Annotated in this window: 14 protein-coding genes; 11 read left to right on the top strand and 3 right to left on the bottom strand. The window is 53.9% G+C overall.

Features of this window, described 5'->3' with window-relative positions; all coding sequences use genetic code 11:
- Window positions 1-194: 194 nt before the first annotated feature.
- From WG899_RS22040 to WG899_RS22050, 3 genes are read right to left on the bottom strand one after another with little or no spacing between them, the layout of a single operon-like run.
- Window positions 195-1,811, bottom strand: coding sequence for a glycosyltransferase family 39 protein (locus WG899_RS22040; RefSeq protein ID WP_339597794.1), 1,617 nt, complete (start codon window positions 1,809-1,811; stop codon window positions 195-197).
- On the bottom strand, window positions 1,808-3,076 hold the full coding sequence (locus WG899_RS22045) for a pyridoxal-dependent decarboxylase, exosortase A system-associated (protein ID WP_339597795.1): 1,269 nt from the start codon (window positions 3,074-3,076) through the stop codon (window positions 1,808-1,810). Before WG899_RS22045 ends, WG899_RS22040 begins: the two co-directional genes overlap by 4 nt.
- 53 nt (window positions 3,077-3,129) lie before the next feature.
- Window positions 3,130-4,734 (bottom strand): acyl-CoA ligase (AMP-forming), exosortase A system-associated, encoded by a 1,605-nt coding sequence (locus tag WG899_RS22050; protein WP_339597796.1) that lies wholly within the window; start codon window positions 4,732-4,734, stop codon window positions 3,130-3,132.
- A 275-nt stretch (window positions 4,735-5,009) separates the two neighbouring features.
- On the opposite strand from WG899_RS22050, the gene WG899_RS22055 reads away from it, so the two are divergent.
- The 11 genes from WG899_RS22055 (at window position 5,010) to WG899_RS22105 (ending at window position 16,670) form a co-directional block, all read left to right on the top strand.
- Complete coding sequence (locus WG899_RS22055) at window positions 5,010-5,318, top strand: acyl carrier protein (protein WP_339597797.1); 309 nt, start codon at window positions 5,010-5,012, stop codon at window positions 5,316-5,318.
- A gap of 5 nt (window positions 5,319-5,323) precedes the next feature.
- Window positions 5,324-6,160 (top strand): hydrolase 2, exosortase A system-associated, encoded by an 837-nt coding sequence (locus WG899_RS22060; RefSeq protein ID WP_339597798.1) that lies wholly within the window; start codon window positions 5,324-5,326, stop codon window positions 6,158-6,160.
- Window positions 6,157-7,215 (top strand): hydrolase 1, exosortase A system-associated, encoded by a 1,059-nt coding sequence (locus WG899_RS22065; protein WP_339597799.1) that lies wholly within the window; start codon window positions 6,157-6,159, stop codon window positions 7,213-7,215. Before WG899_RS22060 ends, WG899_RS22065 begins: the two co-directional genes overlap by 4 nt.
- Window positions 7,208-8,725 (top strand): lipopolysaccharide biosynthesis protein, encoded by a 1,518-nt coding sequence (locus WG899_RS22070; protein ID WP_339597800.1) that lies wholly within the window; start codon window positions 7,208-7,210, stop codon window positions 8,723-8,725. Before WG899_RS22065 ends, WG899_RS22070 begins: the two co-directional genes overlap by 8 nt.
- The gene (locus WG899_RS22075; protein ID WP_339597801.1) at window positions 8,722-9,873 is read left to right on the top strand and encodes a carboxylate--amine ligase; all 1,152 of its coding nucleotides are present in this window, start codon (window positions 8,722-8,724) and stop codon (window positions 9,871-9,873) included. Before WG899_RS22070 ends, WG899_RS22075 begins: the two co-directional genes overlap by 4 nt.
- 168 nt (window positions 9,874-10,041) lie before the next feature.
- A complete protein-coding gene (locus tag WG899_RS22080; RefSeq protein ID WP_339597802.1) occupies window positions 10,042-10,797 on the top strand; it encodes an acyltransferase family protein in 756 nt (251 codons plus the stop codon).
- Between the two features lie 119 nt (window positions 10,798-10,916).
- On the top strand, window positions 10,917-11,165 hold the full coding sequence (locus tag WG899_RS22085) for a hypothetical protein (protein WP_339597803.1): 249 nt from the start codon (window positions 10,917-10,919) through the stop codon (window positions 11,163-11,165).
- 477 nt (window positions 11,166-11,642) lie between these two features.
- On the top strand, window positions 11,643-12,419 hold the full coding sequence (locus WG899_RS22090) for a hypothetical protein (protein WP_339597804.1): 777 nt from the start codon (window positions 11,643-11,645) through the stop codon (window positions 12,417-12,419).
- Window positions 12,420-12,783: 364 nt separating this feature from the next.
- Window positions 12,784-13,821, top strand: coding sequence for a polysaccharide deacetylase family protein (locus WG899_RS22095; RefSeq protein ID WP_339597805.1), 1,038 nt, complete (start codon window positions 12,784-12,786; stop codon window positions 13,819-13,821).
- 42 nt (window positions 13,822-13,863) lie between these two features.
- On the top strand, window positions 13,864-14,955 hold the full coding sequence (locus WG899_RS22100; protein ID WP_339597806.1) for a TIGR03088 family PEP-CTERM/XrtA system glycosyltransferase: 1,092 nt from the start codon (window positions 13,864-13,866) through the stop codon (window positions 14,953-14,955).
- Window positions 14,956-15,677: 722 nt separating this feature from the next.
- Complete coding sequence (locus tag WG899_RS22105) at window positions 15,678-16,670, top strand: hypothetical protein (protein ID WP_339597807.1); 993 nt, start codon at window positions 15,678-15,680, stop codon at window positions 16,668-16,670.
- Window positions 16,671-16,800 lie beyond the last annotated feature (130 nt).

Consider the following 16,800-nt stretch of genomic DNA (forward strand, 5'->3'; position numbering starts at 1 on the left):
CTTCAGTTGTCTACTTGGTGGGTGAGCTTACGCTCTCGCGGCGAAAGGCTTCGACGCCCGTTGGCTACATCGAGCTCGCGAACGCGAGAACAGCACGTCGATGCCAAAAGCCTTGCACAGGCCAACAATAGGCAAAACCTAGCCCTCAAATGAAAGTCGCCCCACGCCCTTTCTCGCAAAGGGCTGAAGGGGAATCAATCAGAAGAGCAAGCACGCCCCGCGGTTCGCCACAACTGCACTTGGCGTTCGCCGGGCAGCATGGCCTGCAGGCCAGCGGTCGCTGGCGTGGCGCCGGCGAAATCGGGCAAGGCCATCACAGCCTCTTTGGAGCCTACCAACCAGACGTCGCCTTGATGGCAAAGCAAGCCCGGCCGCCCCTTTTGCCACAGCACTGCGCGACCCAATTCGGGCGCGAACTTGGCCGCATCCAATAGCTCCTTGCGCCAGCTGTCGGCCTGCAGTAACTCCTTGTTGGCCCAGTCCTCCACCACGATCACCGGGCGCTTCAGCCCCGCATAAAAGGCCAGATCGAAGGGGTAGTTCTCGACATAGGCGATGCGGTCCCCTGCTTTCATCTCTTGCGCGAGCACCTGCCCGAGGGGTCGGGTGGACTTGGGCTGCTGCCGGGCCACCACCACAATCGCCACCACGCAAGCAAGCCCCATGAATACAAGAAGTCCCCGCCACAACTTGGGCGCTAAAAGGCGCGCCTCATACCCAGCGCCCGACACGCAGGCCAAGGTCATCAGCGCAATAAAAGGCGGCAAAGCCGGCGCCACATAGCCGGGCAGCTTTGAATTGGGCAATGAGAAGAAGGCGATGACGGCCGCACACCACCAGAAATAGAGCCCAAAGCGTTCGGCGCCCTGCCCCCCCTGCCTCAAAGCCAAGAAAACCTGCCTCAGCGCCGGCCAAATACGCAGCGACCACGGCAGCGTCACCAAGGGGAAGAAGGCCATATAGAACCACCAAGGCTGAGCGTTATTGAAGCCCTTGCCGGCAAAGCGGCGGAAATGCTGACCGACGATGAAATAGTCGAAAAAACCATCAAAGCGGCTTTGCATGGCCAACATCCACGGCAGCATCACTGCGACAAAAGCCAACAAGCCGACCGGATGCAAGAGCCATAACACCTGCCTCCACCGCCCTTGCGCCAACAGCCAAGGCCCGATGGTCATGGCCGGTAGCACCACCCCAATCAGCCCCTTGGCCAGCACGCCCAAGCCGCAAAAAGCCCAGCCCAACGCCAAGTAAGCCAAAGCTTGGCGGCGGTTCAAACCAGCGCCGGAGCGGCGGGCACGATCCAGTTCAAGCGCCCTGACCAAGCTCAGTACAGCGATGCCAATACAGGCGGCCACGCCCATATCGTGGTTGTTGAACTGGGCGCCATAAAAGTACAGGGGCGTCGTGGCCAGCATGGCCAAGCCAACCCGCGCGATCAACACGCCGTGCCAACGGCGCAGATGCAAAAAAAACGCCGCACCCAACATCCAGGCCATCAAGGACGGCGCCAAGCGCAGCGCGAACTCATTGATGCCGAAAAGGCTCATGCCAAAAATATCCAGCCAATACAAGAGCACCGGCTTGTGGAAATACGGCATGCCGTTAAGCGTAGGTAGCAGCCAATCCCCACTCAGCAGCATCTCGCGTGCCACGCCGCCGTAGCGCCCCTCGTCGGGCACGGTCAGCGTGCGCAAGCCGATGGTCGACAAAAGCCAGCAGGCCAGCAATAGCAATTCGCGCCAGCAAGTCGGGAACGGCGTGGCGTGTGCTTTACCGCGCCCTACTTGTTCCGCCTTCTGCAAGGTCATACCAAGACCTCAAAACTAGCCGGGTGACTGAGAAAACCTTCGGGGCTAGCGCTGCGCCCATAAGCGCCGGACTGAAACACCACCGCAAAGTCGCCGATCTCGGCACAAGGCAACTCCATTCGGTCGGCCAGCAAATCCAAGGGCGTACACAAAGGACCAACCACCGATGCGGACTCGGTCTGGGTCAAGCTTGCAGCAGAGGCTTTGCCCAGCGCCTTGTTGATGGTGACCGGATAGTTCTTCCGAATCACTTGACCGAAATTGCCCGAAGCAGACAGGTGATGATTCAAACCACCGTCAGTCACCAAATAGGTCTGGCCACGCGAGACCTTGCGATCCACGATGCGCGTCACGTAGACGCCCGCCTCACCCACCAAATAACGGCCCAACTCAATGACCAATGAGGCTTCGGGAAGCTCACGGGCGGCTCGCTCAACCAAACCTTGCAAATTGGCACCAATGGGCGCCAAGTCCAAAGTCTGTTCACCTGGGAAGTACGGGATACCAAAACCGCCTCCCAGGTTCAAGAATTTGACCGGCGACGGCGCCAACGCCGCCAAGCGCAAGGCAAGCTCGTAGGATTTTTGTTGCGCCTCGCAAATCGACTCGGCGCGCAGGTTTTGTGAACCCGCAAACAAATGGAAGCCCTCAAAGGCCAGGCCCAAACGACCGATTTCCGCCAACAACTCGGGCATCTGCTCGGCATCGATACCGAATTGCTTGGGGCCGCCGCCCATTTTCATGCCCGAGCCCTTCAGCTCAAAATCTGGATTGACCCGCACCGCCACCCGAGCTGGCAGCCCCAAACGCGCCGAAGCCGCCGCCAAGACCGGCAACTCACGCGCCGACTCGACATTGATCAGCACGCCCGCTGCGACCGCCTGATTCAGTTCGATATCGCGTTTGCCCGGTCCGGCAAAACTGATTTCGGCGGGATCTGCTCCGGCATCCAAGGCCACCTTCAACTCACCGGCGGAGGCCACATCGATCCCGTCGACCAGACCGGCCATCAGCCCAACCACGGCCGGCATCGGATTGGCCTTCATCGCAAAGTGCAGTTTCACCTGCGCTGGCAAGGCCGCGCGCAACTGCGCCACCCGTTGACGCAAAAGCCCGCGGTCATAGGCGAAAAACGGCGTCTGTCCGACCTGCTCAGCCAGCAAAGACAACTTACGCTCACCAATCAGCAACTCGCCCTCTGAGATTGGGAATTGAAACATCGGGACGTGAACCGGGGTGCGCTTAGGTGTTACAGGATCAGTCATGGGTTGGTTTCTATCAGCTCATCAAGGCGAATGCTGCCTCACACAGGGGAGTTTCAGGCTTGTGCTTGGCGCTCAACCCAGGCGGTCGACAACAGCTTACGATCAATTTTCCCGTTAGGGTTACGTGGCAAGGGGCCCGCCTGCACCTCGATTCCAGCCGGCACCATATAGGCCGGCATGTGCTGACGGCAGGCAGCTTGCAAGGCCGGTAAATCGATATCGCTGGCACCGCTTGGCGGGGTAGCAATCACCTGAATGGCCTGACCCAGGCTTGGGTGATCAACCCCGAAAGCGACACATTCGCCGACCAGCTTGGTAGCGTAAAGAATCTCTTCGACCTCGGTAGGGCTGACACGATAGCCCGAAGTTTTCATCATCTCGTCGCGGCGCCCGATGAAGTAAAGAAAACCTTCAGCATCCATGCGAACGGTGTCACCCGAGAACACCGCGTATTCCGGCAACTGCAAGCCCGACTGGCGCCAAGGCGCACCGGGAGGAAGCAGCTTATAACGTTCAGCGGTCTTGTCGGCATCATTCCAATAACCCATGCCGACCAGAGCACCGCGGTGCACCAATTCACCCGGCTCATCTGGCGCACAAGGACTGCCATCTTCACGCAGCACCAGGATTTCAGCGTTAGGAATGGCCTTGCCGATCGAGTCGGGCCGGCGATCCACTTCACTCGGCGGCAAGTAAGTCGAACGGAAAGCCTCGGTCAGGCCGTACATCAAAAAAGGCTTGGCCGCTGGCACGCGAGCACGCAACTGGTCGAGAGTCTCGCGCGGCATGCGACCACCGGTGTTGGCGAAATAGCGCAGGTTTTCATTGATAGCGGCCGGCCATTCCAGCTGGGCAAGTTGGATGTAAAGCGGCGGCACGGCGGTCAACCCTGTGACCTTTTCGCGCTCCATGGCCTTCAGCACATCGCGCGGCATAAGGTAATTCAAAAGTACCACCCGCGCACCGCTGAGAAAACCGGTGGTCAGCTGACTGAACCCGGCATCAAAAGACAAGGGCAAGGCAGCCAGCAAGGTGTCCTGATCATTGTTCTCAAGATAAGAAGCCACGCTCTTGGCACCGGCCACCATATTCCGATGCGACAAGACCACGCCCTTGGGCCGCCCCGTCGAACCTGAGGTGTAGAGAATGGCGGCCATATCAGTGTCGATGACGCGATGGCCAGCACAAGCCGGCGCCGCCAGCAACTCGCTCCAAAGATGCAAACCGTGTCCATGCCCAACTTCTGGAATTAGTGCGCCGTCAGTCAAGACCACATGACGTAAGGCAGGACAAGTCTTCAAAGTCTCGCCCAGCAAGGCATAACGTTCGGGCGATGTCACGAGCACTCGCACATCACAATCCCGCATGATGAACTCGACCTGCTCAGCCTTCAACAAAGGGTTCAAAGGCACAAACACCAGGCCGGCGGCCGGCGCACCAAAGCTGGCGATCACCGTCTCAAAGCGCTTTTCAAGATAAATGGCAACGCGCTCGCCCCGCTGAAGGCCCAGGCCCATCATTCCGCCTGCAAAGGCCCCGACGGAGACGCACAAAGCCTGGTAGCTGAGCGAGTTCTGCCCATAGCTGACCGCCAACGCTTGCGGGCTTCGTTCTGAAGCAAGGAAAAGTAATTCGTTCAAAAGTACGGAATCAGGCATATTCAGCAGTGATCAACCAAGAGACCTAAGCGAACAAAGTGCGCATCGTACTGCTCCAAGCAGGCACTACTTCGAGAAGTATTTAATAGAGCAGCAGATTCCATTCCGGCTGGGGAGGGGACGGGGGGCAATTGGACTCACGCCCAGCCGCTAAGATGCTGAAGTTAGCAGCTTCACCCTAGTCGCAGCCGTTGTCGATTGGATTCTTGATACTAGGATGAATGCAATTCAACTTCCGTAGGCGCCTATGATCTTGGCCGTTTAGGAAATCGGTCTTGTGCAAAAAAGACTCCGCCGACAATGATTTATTGATTGAGATAAAGAATAGTGATCGCATGGGTATTCATCAGCAAGTTTTGCAAGTCTTGGACGAAGTGCTGAGTCTGTCTGGCCGCAGCGCCAGTTTCGACCGTCACACACATTTGCTCGGCGCATTGCCGGAACTGGATTCCATGGCGGTGGTTAGTTTGCTGTCCGCGCTGGAAGAACAGCTCGGCCTGAGCTTTGATGACCAGGATCTCGATGGTGCCGTCTTCGCCAATGTGGGCTCCTTGGTCGATTTCGTGGCAGCTCGGATCCCCTGAGCGAGATGGCAGCAAGGCTCAAAGGCGAGAGCCTTGCCTTTTTCCTGGCCATTGGCAGGGATCAGGGTCAGCGCTTCTGCATCTATCATCCGCCCGGAGAACCCTGCCGCGGCCGAGTCCTGCACATTCATGGCTTTGCAGAGGAGATGAACAAATCTCGGCGCATGTCGGCACTGCAGGCACGCGATCTTGCGCGGCACGGCTTTGCCGTGCTGCAAATTGACTTGTTCGGCTGCGGCGACAGCGACGGAGAATTCGGCGACGCGACCTGGACACAGTGGCTGGCAGACTTGACGGCCGGGTCGGCCTATTTAGCACGTGAGCATGATGCGCCCCTCACCCTTTGGGCGCAACGAGCCGGCTGCCTGCTGGCTACGGACTTGGCCGAGAGCCTGGGCGAAACCTGTCAAACCCTGTTCTGGCAGCCCATGAACTCGGGCGAGACCCAATTGCAGCAGCTTCTACGACTTAAGCAGATGGCCGATTTGTTTGCGGGAACCGCCATCGCCCGCCAGCCCTCCGTCAAGGAACGCCTGAACAGTGGCGAGACAGTAGAAATTGCTGGATATGCCCTTTCGGCCAACTTGGCGAGGTCATTGGCTCATGCACGTTTACGTCCGCCAAGAGCCAGCTCAAAAGGGTTCTGGTTCGAACTGAGCACACATGCAAAGGATAATTGCTCGCCTGCCCTACAAAGAACGGCCGAAGAATGGCGCCTAGCTGGATTCCAGCTTCAAACTCGCTCGTTGACCGGTCCGCAGTTCTGGCAAAGCCAGGAAATAGAAGAAGCGCATTCCTTGATCGAAGCTTCGACGCGAAGCCTGTTGGGGTCAGCCGCATGAATGCACACCAGGCAGCAGGCAACCCGGACACCGCATCGGCCATCGAGACTCGTCCTTTGCGCTTCGCGTGCGAAGGCGAGTCCCTTTTGGGTATGCTGACATTGCCGCAGGATCGCATCGTCGAACGGGCCTTGCTAATGATTACTGGCGGCCCGCAATACCGGGTCGGCAGTCACCGTCTGTACCTGCAACTCGGTCGATGGCTGGCAGGGCATGGCGTCGCTGTCCTTCGTTTTGATTTTCGCGGCGCTGGCGACAGCACCGGGCAGCCCCGCCCTTTCACGGAACACCAGGCCGATATTGCGGCAGGATTGCAAGCACTGAAAACCGAACTCGGAGAGAACCTCAAGGACATCGGCCTGTTTGGACTCTGCGATGGGGCTTCGGCAGCGCTGATGTATTGCTACGCTCACCCAAGCGCCGACATTCAGCGCCTCATTCTGATCAACCCTTGGGTTCGTTCGCCAGAGACCCATGCCAAGGTGCAACTCAAACACTACTATCTCCAGCGTTTTCGCAGCGCAGACTTCTGGAGCAGGCTATTCACCGGCAAGGTGGACCCACAAACTTTGCCCGCTATCCTGGGCCAACTCGCGCTTATGGTTAGAAGTCGGATCTCTGCGGTGACTGCAACGGCTGATTCAACCCCGAGGGGCGACTCCATCGCTAGCAACTACGGCTTTCAAAAGCAAATGCAACAGGGCTTGCTGACATTCAAGGGGCCGGTTTGCCTGATCCTGAGCGAACACGACTTCACAGCTGCAGAATTCCGCGAGGCCTGCACGGGAAACCGACAATGGCGAAGGGCAACTCAGGCACCGCAAGTGCGAGTCCAAACACTTATGGGTGCAGATCACACGTTTTCCGGCGATCAGGCCAAGTGTTCACTGCGCGAATCCTTAGTGAATTTCATGGCCCCCCGTTCAAAATTCAATGCGGACCGTGATGCTTCACCTGCTCCCAGCAACGCAGGTGGCACTTCCCAGAAGCCTTCCGATTGCAATTTAAACGAATCAGTGATAACGCCTACGAATGCTCCAAGCCGATATGAGTGAAAACCTCCGCAAGAACGTTGTGCGAGCCGTCGGAGCCTCCACCCTCGGCACGCTTCTGGCAAAGATCATCTCGCTGGCCTCAACACTGGTTTTGGCACGGTTGCTCATGCCTGAGGACTATGGCTTGATGGCCATGGCCAGCACTGTTACTGGGTTCATTGGCTTTTTCAATGAAATAGGCCTAGGCGCTGCAATTATTCAAAAACAGGACCTGAAAAAAGAAGAAGCTTCGAGCTGCTTCGGTATCGCCCTGATCGCCAGCAGCCTGCTGACCCTGGTTATAGCTGGAATTAGCTGGCCGGCGGCCACATTCTTCAATATGCCGCAGTTGCAAAACCTGCTCTGTGTGCTTGGCCTGGGTTTTGTATTCGGAGCCTTGAACACGGTGCCATTGGCACTCTTGCGCAAAGAGTTGCGCTTCCAAACCGTTTTGTGGCTTGGCGTATGCAACTCAATCGTTCAATCCATGGTTGCCATTCCGCTGGCTTCGCTCGGTTATGGCTACTGGTCCATTGTGGGTGGTTTTTTCGCCGCACAATTCGTAACCACCGTCTGGTACTGGAGCGCCAGCAAATGGCGGCCGGCATGGCCACTCAATGTTCGTCAGGGCCTACCCCTATTGGGGTATGGAGCCAGCATCACGTCGACGCGCCTGCTTTGGCATGCCTATATGAACGCCGACAAGCTCATCATTGGCAAGATCTTGGGCGAAGGGGCTGTAGGTCTCTACGACGTCAGCCGTTCACTTGCCAGCCTTCCGACCAGCCAGATTTCAGGCTTGGTCACGAACATTGCCACGCCAGTTTTCGCAAAACTTCAAAATGATGTTCGCCAACTGAGTGCAGCCCATCTCCGAATGACGCGAGGCGTTGCTTGCATCACCTTTCCACTACTAGCTGGGATGGCCGTTTTGGCTGGAGAGCTAATCGACGTTGTACTCGGTAGCAAATGGCACGACGCCGTACGACCTCTTCAGGCACTGTGCCTCAGCGAAATGGTTGTCTCAATTTCAAGCCTACAGTCGCAAGTCTTGATCGCAACCGACCGAGTGAAGCAACTGGTCCGCTACAACATTCTGTGTGCCATGGTTCTTCCTTTCAGTATGGGCTTGGGAGCCTATTTCTCCGGTCTGGTGGGCACCGCCGTTGCTTGGTCTCTGACTTATCCAATTTTGGCAGGCTGGCTTTTCAAGCAAGCATGCCATGCCACAAAGCAGCCCATGTCAAGTCTCTGGTCGGCGCTCAACCAAGTGCTCGCTGGCACAGCACTGATGGCGGGTGCGGTCTTTTTACTGCTGCAGTTGCTGGACGCAAACGATTACAACTCCGGAAGTAAGTTGTTCGCAGGAGTCGGTCTAGGAGTATTCATCTACCTCAGCTACATCGTCTACGTGGACAGAGCTGGGCTCAAAGAAATCCACCAAGTGCTTTGCGACCTAGGCGTACCCCGGCGCAAACTTGATCGGTGGCCCTTCTCAAGGATAGACAAAGGTTTCAAGGAAAACACATGATTCACTCAGAATGGGCAGTTGTAGTCGGCAGCGGTTTGAATGCACTGGGCGTCGTTCGCAGCTTGGCATCCGAGGGCGTACGAGTGGCCGTGGTTTCGGCAACAGCGACAGGGCCTGCACTTCGCTCCCGCTTCACTGCCAAACAAGTGACTCAAGTGAACTATTCGAAACTGCCCTGCGCCTTGCGCCAACTCGCCGAGGAGATTGGCGGCAAGCCCTTCTTACTGCTCACGGAAGAGGAAGCTGTGCGGGTGTGCTCTGAAGCGCGCAATGCACTCGCCAAGGATTTTCGATTTCGTTTCGGCCCACATGACGTCATGATGAGCCTTACGCACAAGGAAGGCGTTCAGGCCTTAAATGAGCAATGTGGCATGCCCATCCCCAAAGCAATCAGGTTACGCAGCTCCGCTGACTTCCATGCCCTCGGAGGTCTTCGCTATCCTTGCGCCCTGAAGCCCGGCTTGAAGCACGCAGGCTACGGTGAAAAATTCAAAAAAGCGTACGTGGTTCACAGTCCGAATGAAGCGATACGTTTGTTTGAAGAAATTGCACCCACCTTGCCAGACCTCGTGGTTCAAGAGTGGATCCAAGGTGGTGACGACAGCATCTATTTCTGCCTCCAGTACATTGGCGTTGATGGTCAAGCCGTCGCCAGTTTTACCGGCCGCAAACTACGCGCGTGGCCGCCGCAAATCGGAGGAACCGCAAGTTGCACAGCGGCAACCGATGCAGAACACATCTTGGGACCGTTAACCACAAGCTTCTTTCGAGCCGTGGCTTTCCAAGGAATGGGCAGTATCGAATACAAGCGCGATGAACGCGACGGTCAATTCTACGTTGTCGAACCGACGGTCGGCAGGACGGACTTCCAGGAAGAAGTGGCCACCTTGAACGGCTGCAACCTCCCTTACGCAGCATTCGCTTACGAATGCGGTATAGCTCTACCGGACGGACGGCAAGTACCCAAGACCATCTGGCGAGAGCCAACCACTGACCGTTGGTCGGCCCAGGAACAAGGCGAACACCCAGATTTCAAACGCGACCTCGTACGTGACGCCTTTTTCCGCTGGAACGATCCAGTGCCATGGCTTGCGCTGCAATGGAGTCGCGCCATGGGGAGCCTGCAGCGCCGCGCCCACTCTCCGTAACTCAAGATGTAGAAGAAAGGATCGTCACAACGGCAGGGGGGGGCTGAATCACTCCATCCTGGGGCCGGAAAGTGCAACGGAACACTTAAGCTGCTCAACCCGAGAGAATCGGACACCCTTTTCACAACACCACTAATATTCGAGTATGAATCCGAGTTCTCCATATATTTGGATTTCTGTCGCGTGGTCGGCGCAGTAATTGTTGTTATAGCGCACCTGACTCATTTTGGCATTGCCAAAGGTCCATGGTCAGAATTCCTTCCTCAAAGCGGCCGGGATGCAGTCGTTGTTTTCTTCTTTTTGTCGGGGCTCGTGATCTATCACAGCGCATCCAAACTTCGCACAAGTCTCGCCGAATATGCAGTAGCCCGTGCAACAAGAATCTACTCAGTCGCTCTGCCAACCATTCTTTTGACAGTAGCCGTAGATCTAGTCGGGATTCAGTTCCACCCCGAAAACTACCCACTCTATCAGTACGCCAAGTTCTACGTCTACATTCCTTTCCACCTGGCTTTTCTCGGTGAAATCTGGAAAATTTCCGAACAACCTTTTACCAATCCACCATACTGGTCATTGGGTTACGAAGTTTGGTACTTCGTGATTTTTTCTGTGCTTTATTTCTACACCGGACTACGCCGATTTTTGCTTGCCGGACTCTTGCTGCTGGTGGTGGGCTACAAGCTCTGGACCCTGTTTCCAATATGGCTCTCCGGCATTGCGCTTCTCAAACTAATCAATCATCACACGGTTTCCCAGCCCATCGCCAAATTGTTGTTTTTTCTCCACTGGCGTTTTACGCAACTTTCAAATGGTTTCAACTTGACGAGCTTCTACTCGCACTCGGACCGAAACTTTGGCCAACCCAAGAACTGCCACTCGGCAGTGCATCAAAATTTCTATCCGACTATGTCATTTGCGCCCTAGTCTTTGCCCATTTATATGGAGCCAGGTTTTTAAGTTTCCCCCTCTTTGAGCGCTATCGCGGATCAATTCTTCTTTGTGCGTCATACACATTTACGCTCTACATGATCCATGCCCCCGTTATGAAGACGATTCACCATAGTTTTCCGATCGACTCCCAGTCACCCTTGAATTCTGTATTGGTTCTTTTTGCGGTATTTTTCGCCACTTATTTGGTCGGTCAAATCACGGAAAAACGTCGCAATTACTTTTCGCCCGCCTTCTCTGCTTTGATCAGCTTTGCGGAAGCTAGCATTGCTCGAGCCCCCCCCGGCTGGATAGACTACTCAAACCAAACCGAATTTTCGATGAAAAATAAAAATCAAAAATAATAGAAAGTAATTTCTCCTGACGCAATATTCCATTTAATCCCGGAAAAATATACACAAAGAAAACACCTTGCAGATTAACCTCCATGCAGTGTCACCTGCGCAATCAGCGCAACCTTATGAAAATTACTCAGGCTTTTAGTTAAAATTATTTAAATAATTTGGAAGCTTATGCCAAACAGACCTGACCTAATAGCAAACAACATGGTAATCCATTGGTCAGACGCAGTGACCGCAATTGGAACGATAGATGTATGGATCTACCGATTCACTTTCAGCACCCAGCAACTTACACGATTGGGTCGCATTCCAGCGAGAGGCAAAGATTTCAAATCGCGTTTTCGCGACTTTTTGGCCCGAAAACCTTTTCTTCAACGATTCCGCCCAAACGGAGGCATCTGCCACGTCCGCCCTTTCCCCGACGGGACCATACTCCTGATTTATGATCGAATATATCTGGCACGCACACAAGATAGCCAAATGCAGATCGATATCATTGATAACTCGCATTTAGACGAATATGCACTGCCGCTACGAGGAGGTATAGCAATTCACCCAGAGAGTAATAAGGCATACTTTGGCGAGTACCTCAACGGACACAGCCGAAATATAAATATCTTTTGCATTGACCCCGATCGAAAACATATCGAGCGCTGCTGGACCTTCCATCGCAGTGAAATCAAACATGTCCACGCAATACACCATGATCCCTATCGAAATCGCCTTTGGGTGCTGACGGGCGACACAGACTCAGAATCATCCTTCTTCTATACCGACGACGAGTTCAAAACCGTGCAGCGCTTCGCCGGTGGGAGCCAGCAGTGGCGAGCAATCGGTCTGCTTTTTGATGAAGATTCGATGGAATGGGGCATGGATGCAGGCCAAGATGCACCTGCTGAGGCTGTCAATCGTGTATTTAGATACACTTTTTCAACCAGTGAAATCAAAGAGATTGCCATCATCGGCAACCCTGCCTATGCCATGGTTCATTGCGCCGACGGAGGAGCCGTCATGGCCACCACCTTTGAACCACGCCGAAAACAAGATACGTTTCGGGGGGCCGAAATATGGCATCGCCAACACCTCGGCCAATGGCAGCGTATTGCAGGATTTGAATACGAATTGCACCGCCGTATCGGCGTTAGCTCGTACGGAATGGCCTACTTGCCGTACGGAATGCTTCCTACAAGGCAGTTGGCCACCACACTTGTAAATTGCAAATATCACAAATACTCTAGCGTAACCATCAATCTATAAGCCACATTTCAATTCGCCTTCAAGTTGGATTCAAAATAAAATCGTGACTATACGGCATTCAAAACCGTTACACTCGGCACCCGCTCACAAAATCACTAGCAAAGTTGCTTACTACGATAGGCCCTCTTACCACCACACATCATCAAAGTGCAAAGTAATTTGAATGCTATGCCGTGCCCAATCATTCAAAAAGTCACCATGGCCATCGATCCGAATCCATTCGTTCCGGCAACGCTCAATAAAGGCACCGGAACCGCAGAATCTCTCCTGAATTTTAAAACTTGCCCGATAAATTAGATCGAGACACAAATCGACTAAAGCGCGCTATTCCACATCTTCCACAGCGGTAAAATAAATTAAATTCATGAAAATATTTTTCCTTTTTTTACTTCATCACACTGGCATATTTTATTTATTCAGAAAACTCAGCGCAAGCCAGACCACAATACTTTGCTATCACGCCGGATCATACGGCGATGAGTGGCAATTCAACGGCAATCTTTTTATGCGGGCCAGCACTTTCAATGCCCGGATGAATTGGCTTAAGCTTAAAAATTTTGAATTTATATCGCTAGCGGAAGCGACCTCCACCCGAGCAACTGGCAAAAGGAACAGAGTTACTATTACGTTTGACGATGGCTGGCTTTCGACCTGTACCGACTTGATCCCGATTCTACAGTTTCACCAAGCGCCATCTACCCTCTACCTAAGCACTCAACAATTCCTTTCCAATCGCCCTATTACTGGAGTATTGCTCCGATACATGCGAAAGAAAACGCAAACGCGCATGATTTCCAACGCAATACTTCCTGCCGAGCTCGGGAAAGATCAGCCATTTGAATCAGATCAAGAAATCGATGCATACGCCAAAAAGATCGAGCTATGGATAGAAAACACCAAGCCCACCAAGGCGCAAGTTTACGATCTATTTGAAGCAATTGCCGCGAGTATCGGAATTTCATCTGATACGCTTGACATTCGCCGAGGTCGCTTTGAATTCGCCAGTCTTAGAGATTTGCAAACAGCACGTTTAGCTGGATGCCAGATCGAACTGCATGGCCACATTCACAAGTACCCAGTCAATGATCCAACCGCCTTCCAGCTTGATCTACAAATTTGCAGCGAGATCATTGAGTCATTAGGATTCCCAAAGCCCAAACACTATTGCTACCCAAGTGGCCGCCATGATAGTGCCGCTAGCGGCGTGCTTTCCTCCCTGAAAATAGACACAGCAACAACCTGCCTGCCAGGCCAGATCCGATCGCAGGAATTGAGCAGGCTTCATTACCTCCCTCGATTTTTGGATGGTGAAGGTGTCCATCCCTTGGAGTTTGAGGCCGAGCTATCCGGATTGACTCCAGCACTTCGCCGCTTGGTCAAGTTATTCAAGGCTGAGTCCTAAGATTGAATGATTCCCTTACGCACTGCACCAATGATTACAGGCATGACTAAGCCAGTTCCGCTAATCGCCCACTTGATTTACTGCCTCGATACCGGGGGTCTGGAGCGGGTCATGGTGAATTGCATTAGCCAGTTGTCACAGGGGGAATGTCGCCACGTGGTAATCAGCCTGACTCACGTGACCGAGTTTGCAAATCAACTTCCCAAAGGGGTCGATGTGTACAGCATGCACAAGCGCCCCGGACTGGATCTCGTCATTCACCTTCGATTGTGGCGCCTGCTACGCAAGATCCGTCCAAATGTGCTCCACAGCTACAACTTGGCAACCTTGGAGTACCACCCTGTGGCTTGGTTCGCAGGGGTTCGTGGCCATATCCATGCTGAGCACGGACGCGACATTTCAGACCCCAAGGGCGAGAACAAGAAGCACCAGTACTTGCGCCGCATAATCAGTCCATTTTTACAAAGCTATGTGGCAGTCAGTGCCGATCTGCATCAGTGGCTTGCCAAAGTCATCGGTATCAATGAGCGGAAATGCCGACTGATCGCAAATGGCATCAACACCGATCGTTTTCAAGCTTTGGGCGCCAAACTCGCGCCCTTCACTTTCATTCACGTGGCGCGCCTGGCCGCTGTGAAGGACCAGCTGACACTTTTGCAAGCAACAGCTCTTCTGCGTTCACAGACAACTCTGCCATTTCAATTGATGGTGATCGGGGATGGCCCAGAGCGCGACCGGTTGAAGCAAGCGGCCGAGAGTTTAGGCTTAGCCGCCCCCCTTATTCAATGGCTAGGCGAACGCAGGGATATTGCGGAATTGATGGCGCAGAGCCATGTGTTTGTGCTGTCATCGATCGCCGAAGGTATTCCAATGACGGTGCTAGAAGCCATGGCCTCAGGCTTGGCCATTATCTCAACCGAGGTCGGCGGTTTGCCCGAGTTGATTGGCAATACGGAGGGTGTGCTAGTGCCCACCAAGGATGCCCAAGCTATGGCAACAGCAATGTTGGGTTTTCTCGAAGCCCCAGACTCGGCTCGCTCGGCCGGAGCGAAGAGTCGCGAACGGGCTTGCGCCCAATTCAGCGAGCAAGCCATGGTAGCCAAGTATCTGGCGCTTTACCTTGAAGTGAGCTAATTGCCACGCTGCCCACAAGGTCGAGCAAAGCTTCGGGACGACAAAGAGAAAAAATCCACTCATGCCGAGCACGATACTGCGGGACAGCCAGGACACAAGTACCCATTGCGTAGACGGCGCGCTGGATCTCAAACTTATCAAGGCGATGAGGGAGCTGCAAAGCAGGCGGCGTCAACCGTGTGCTAGTGAGGGGCCAAAGGCCCCAGAAGAAAGATAGAAAGTCGCTCAAAACGCGCTAAAACTGCTAGATATCTTACACTTAATGAAATACTCTACAACCGCGGAGGTGAGCGAGCTTGCGGGTGGCGGATATACAGCAGTTTCGCCAAAGAACTATTGTTGATTCAGCTCGATTGGATGATTCGTTTGCCTGAATGTGAGACTGAATCATGCAGCCCAGCAAGCGAAAAGCTTCTTGTAATTGGGGGCAATTCTTATTTGATTGCGGTCATATCTCCCCATGAAAATCATGGGTGAGACTGATTATCTGCAGGTGAATCGGCCCACACTACCATGGCGGCGAGGTTGATTTTTGCAATTTCGAAACTTGTAGGCTGCTTTTTTGCTATTTTTTCGTTTTTTTGGAAAAGAATGTCACTGCGGCTTGAGATTTGCATCGACCTGCTAGGGTGAGCGGTCTTAAAAGAAATTTTCACCAATTTAGCGAACTCTGAACCCATCTCATTGAAATACCCGGAATTAATCTATTTTGAATGTTATTTATGGCATACAAAAGCCTTGCAGCAGTTATTATCAGCAGCAGAGAGACTACCTCACAGTTGCTGGCGTGTCTACACGCCACACTCGAGGCGTTATATTATTGCACTCCGAAATCAATCACAATTGACATCATTGTTAATGGCAATACTGATCTCGCAGAAGCGATGCGAGTTCAACTAGAGACGACACGATTCAGTGCTCACGGAGCTCATTGCCGTGTTCGCCTCTGGAGTATTCCGTTTGGGGATAAGGCGCATGCACTGAATATCTACTGGCACGAAATTTACTCTGATGTAGACATCGTGTATTTCGTTGACGGTTATGCATGTATGGCGCTTGACTCGGCTAAACACCTAGCTAGCGGATTGCAAGGCAACCCTGACGCCTTGGCCGCTGCTGCAGTACCCTCCGAGGGCCGATCTGCACCAGAGCTCCGGCGGGAAATGGTTGCAAAGGGTGGGCTCCATGGCAACCTCTTTGCCGTGCGCGGCCAAGTCGTGCGACAGTTCCGCTCGCTGGGTTTTCGATTACCTTTGGGCCTCTACCGTACAGATGCTACGGTCGGTTCCGCACTTTCCTTTGGACTCGATCCTGCGCAATATGGATGGAGTCCCATGCAGTTCATTCAGGTAGTGGAGACCGCCACATGGACCTTAGCCGGCGTCGGTGGTCTTTCCTGGGATTTGCGGCAACACTGGAGGCGGCGTTTAAGGCAGGCACGCGGAGCATTGGAAAACTGGGCTGTTCGCTACCGTTTTCATCTCCAAAGGCAGCCTATAGCCTGTCTTCCTAGCAGCGTGCAGGAGTTGGTGCAGTCGTGGGCCGAAGATGATTCGGCAGGCTTGAATGAGCGCCTTCGTGGAAATTGGCTTCGACTGATGGCTTGGCGAAATCTTCGCAGTGAAAAGCCATTGAAGCCGGCCTTGCAGAGCCTTACACCGATTCTGTTGTTGACCTGCGATTCCCCGAAAGAAAACTGCCTGCGCCAGCTGTAAGCTTACGGTTGACGTCAGAGATTGCGGCCCAAGCGCAGCCGTAAGCTCCCCTGTCAAGAAGACAGTTGATTTCTAGAGTTTGCGGCGGTTGTGATGATCAATCTGGGCATGAACTGCTTGGGCGGTACGC

This window comes from Paucibacter hankyongi (assembly GCF_037482915.1).
Classification (GTDB): domain Bacteria; phylum Pseudomonadota; class Gammaproteobacteria; order Burkholderiales; family Burkholderiaceae_C; genus Paucibacter_A; species Paucibacter_A hankyongi.

What these genes read in the sequence shown, in the direction of transcription:
- WG899_RS22040 (WP_339597794.1), bottom strand. Translation starts at nt 1,811, where the DNA reads ATGACCTTGCAGAAGGCGGAACAAGTAGGGCGCGGTAAAGCACACGCC.
- WG899_RS22045 (WP_339597795.1), bottom strand. Translation starts at nt 3,076, where the DNA reads ATGACTGATCCTGTAACACCTAAGCGCACCCCGGTTCACGTCCCGATG.
- WG899_RS22050 (WP_339597796.1), bottom strand. Translation starts at nt 4,734, where the DNA reads ATGCCTGATTCCGTACTTTTGAACGAATTACTTTTCCTTGCTTCAGAA.
- WG899_RS22060 (WP_339597798.1), top strand. Translation starts at nt 5,324, where the DNA reads ATGGCAGCAAGGCTCAAAGGCGAGAGCCTTGCCTTTTTCCTGGCCATT.
- WG899_RS22065 (WP_339597799.1), top strand. Translation starts at nt 6,157, where the DNA reads ATGAATGCACACCAGGCAGCAGGCAACCCGGACACCGCATCGGCCATC.
- WG899_RS22070 (WP_339597800.1), top strand. Translation starts at nt 7,208, where the DNA reads ATGAGTGAAAACCTCCGCAAGAACGTTGTGCGAGCCGTCGGAGCCTCC.
- WG899_RS22075 (WP_339597801.1), top strand. Translation starts at nt 8,722, where the DNA reads ATGATTCACTCAGAATGGGCAGTTGTAGTCGGCAGCGGTTTGAATGCA.
- WG899_RS22085 (WP_339597803.1), top strand. Translation starts at nt 10,917, where the DNA reads ATGAAGACGATTCACCATAGTTTTCCGATCGACTCCCAGTCACCCTTG.
- WG899_RS22090 (WP_339597804.1), top strand. Translation starts at nt 11,643, where the DNA reads ATGCAGATCGATATCATTGATAACTCGCATTTAGACGAATATGCACTG.
- WG899_RS22095 (WP_339597805.1), top strand. Translation starts at nt 12,784, where the DNA reads ATGAAAATATTTTTCCTTTTTTTACTTCATCACACTGGCATATTTTAT.
- WG899_RS22100 (WP_339597806.1), top strand. Translation starts at nt 13,864, where the DNA reads ATGACTAAGCCAGTTCCGCTAATCGCCCACTTGATTTACTGCCTCGAT.
- WG899_RS22105 (WP_339597807.1), top strand. Translation starts at nt 15,678, where the DNA reads ATGGCATACAAAAGCCTTGCAGCAGTTATTATCAGCAGCAGAGAGACT.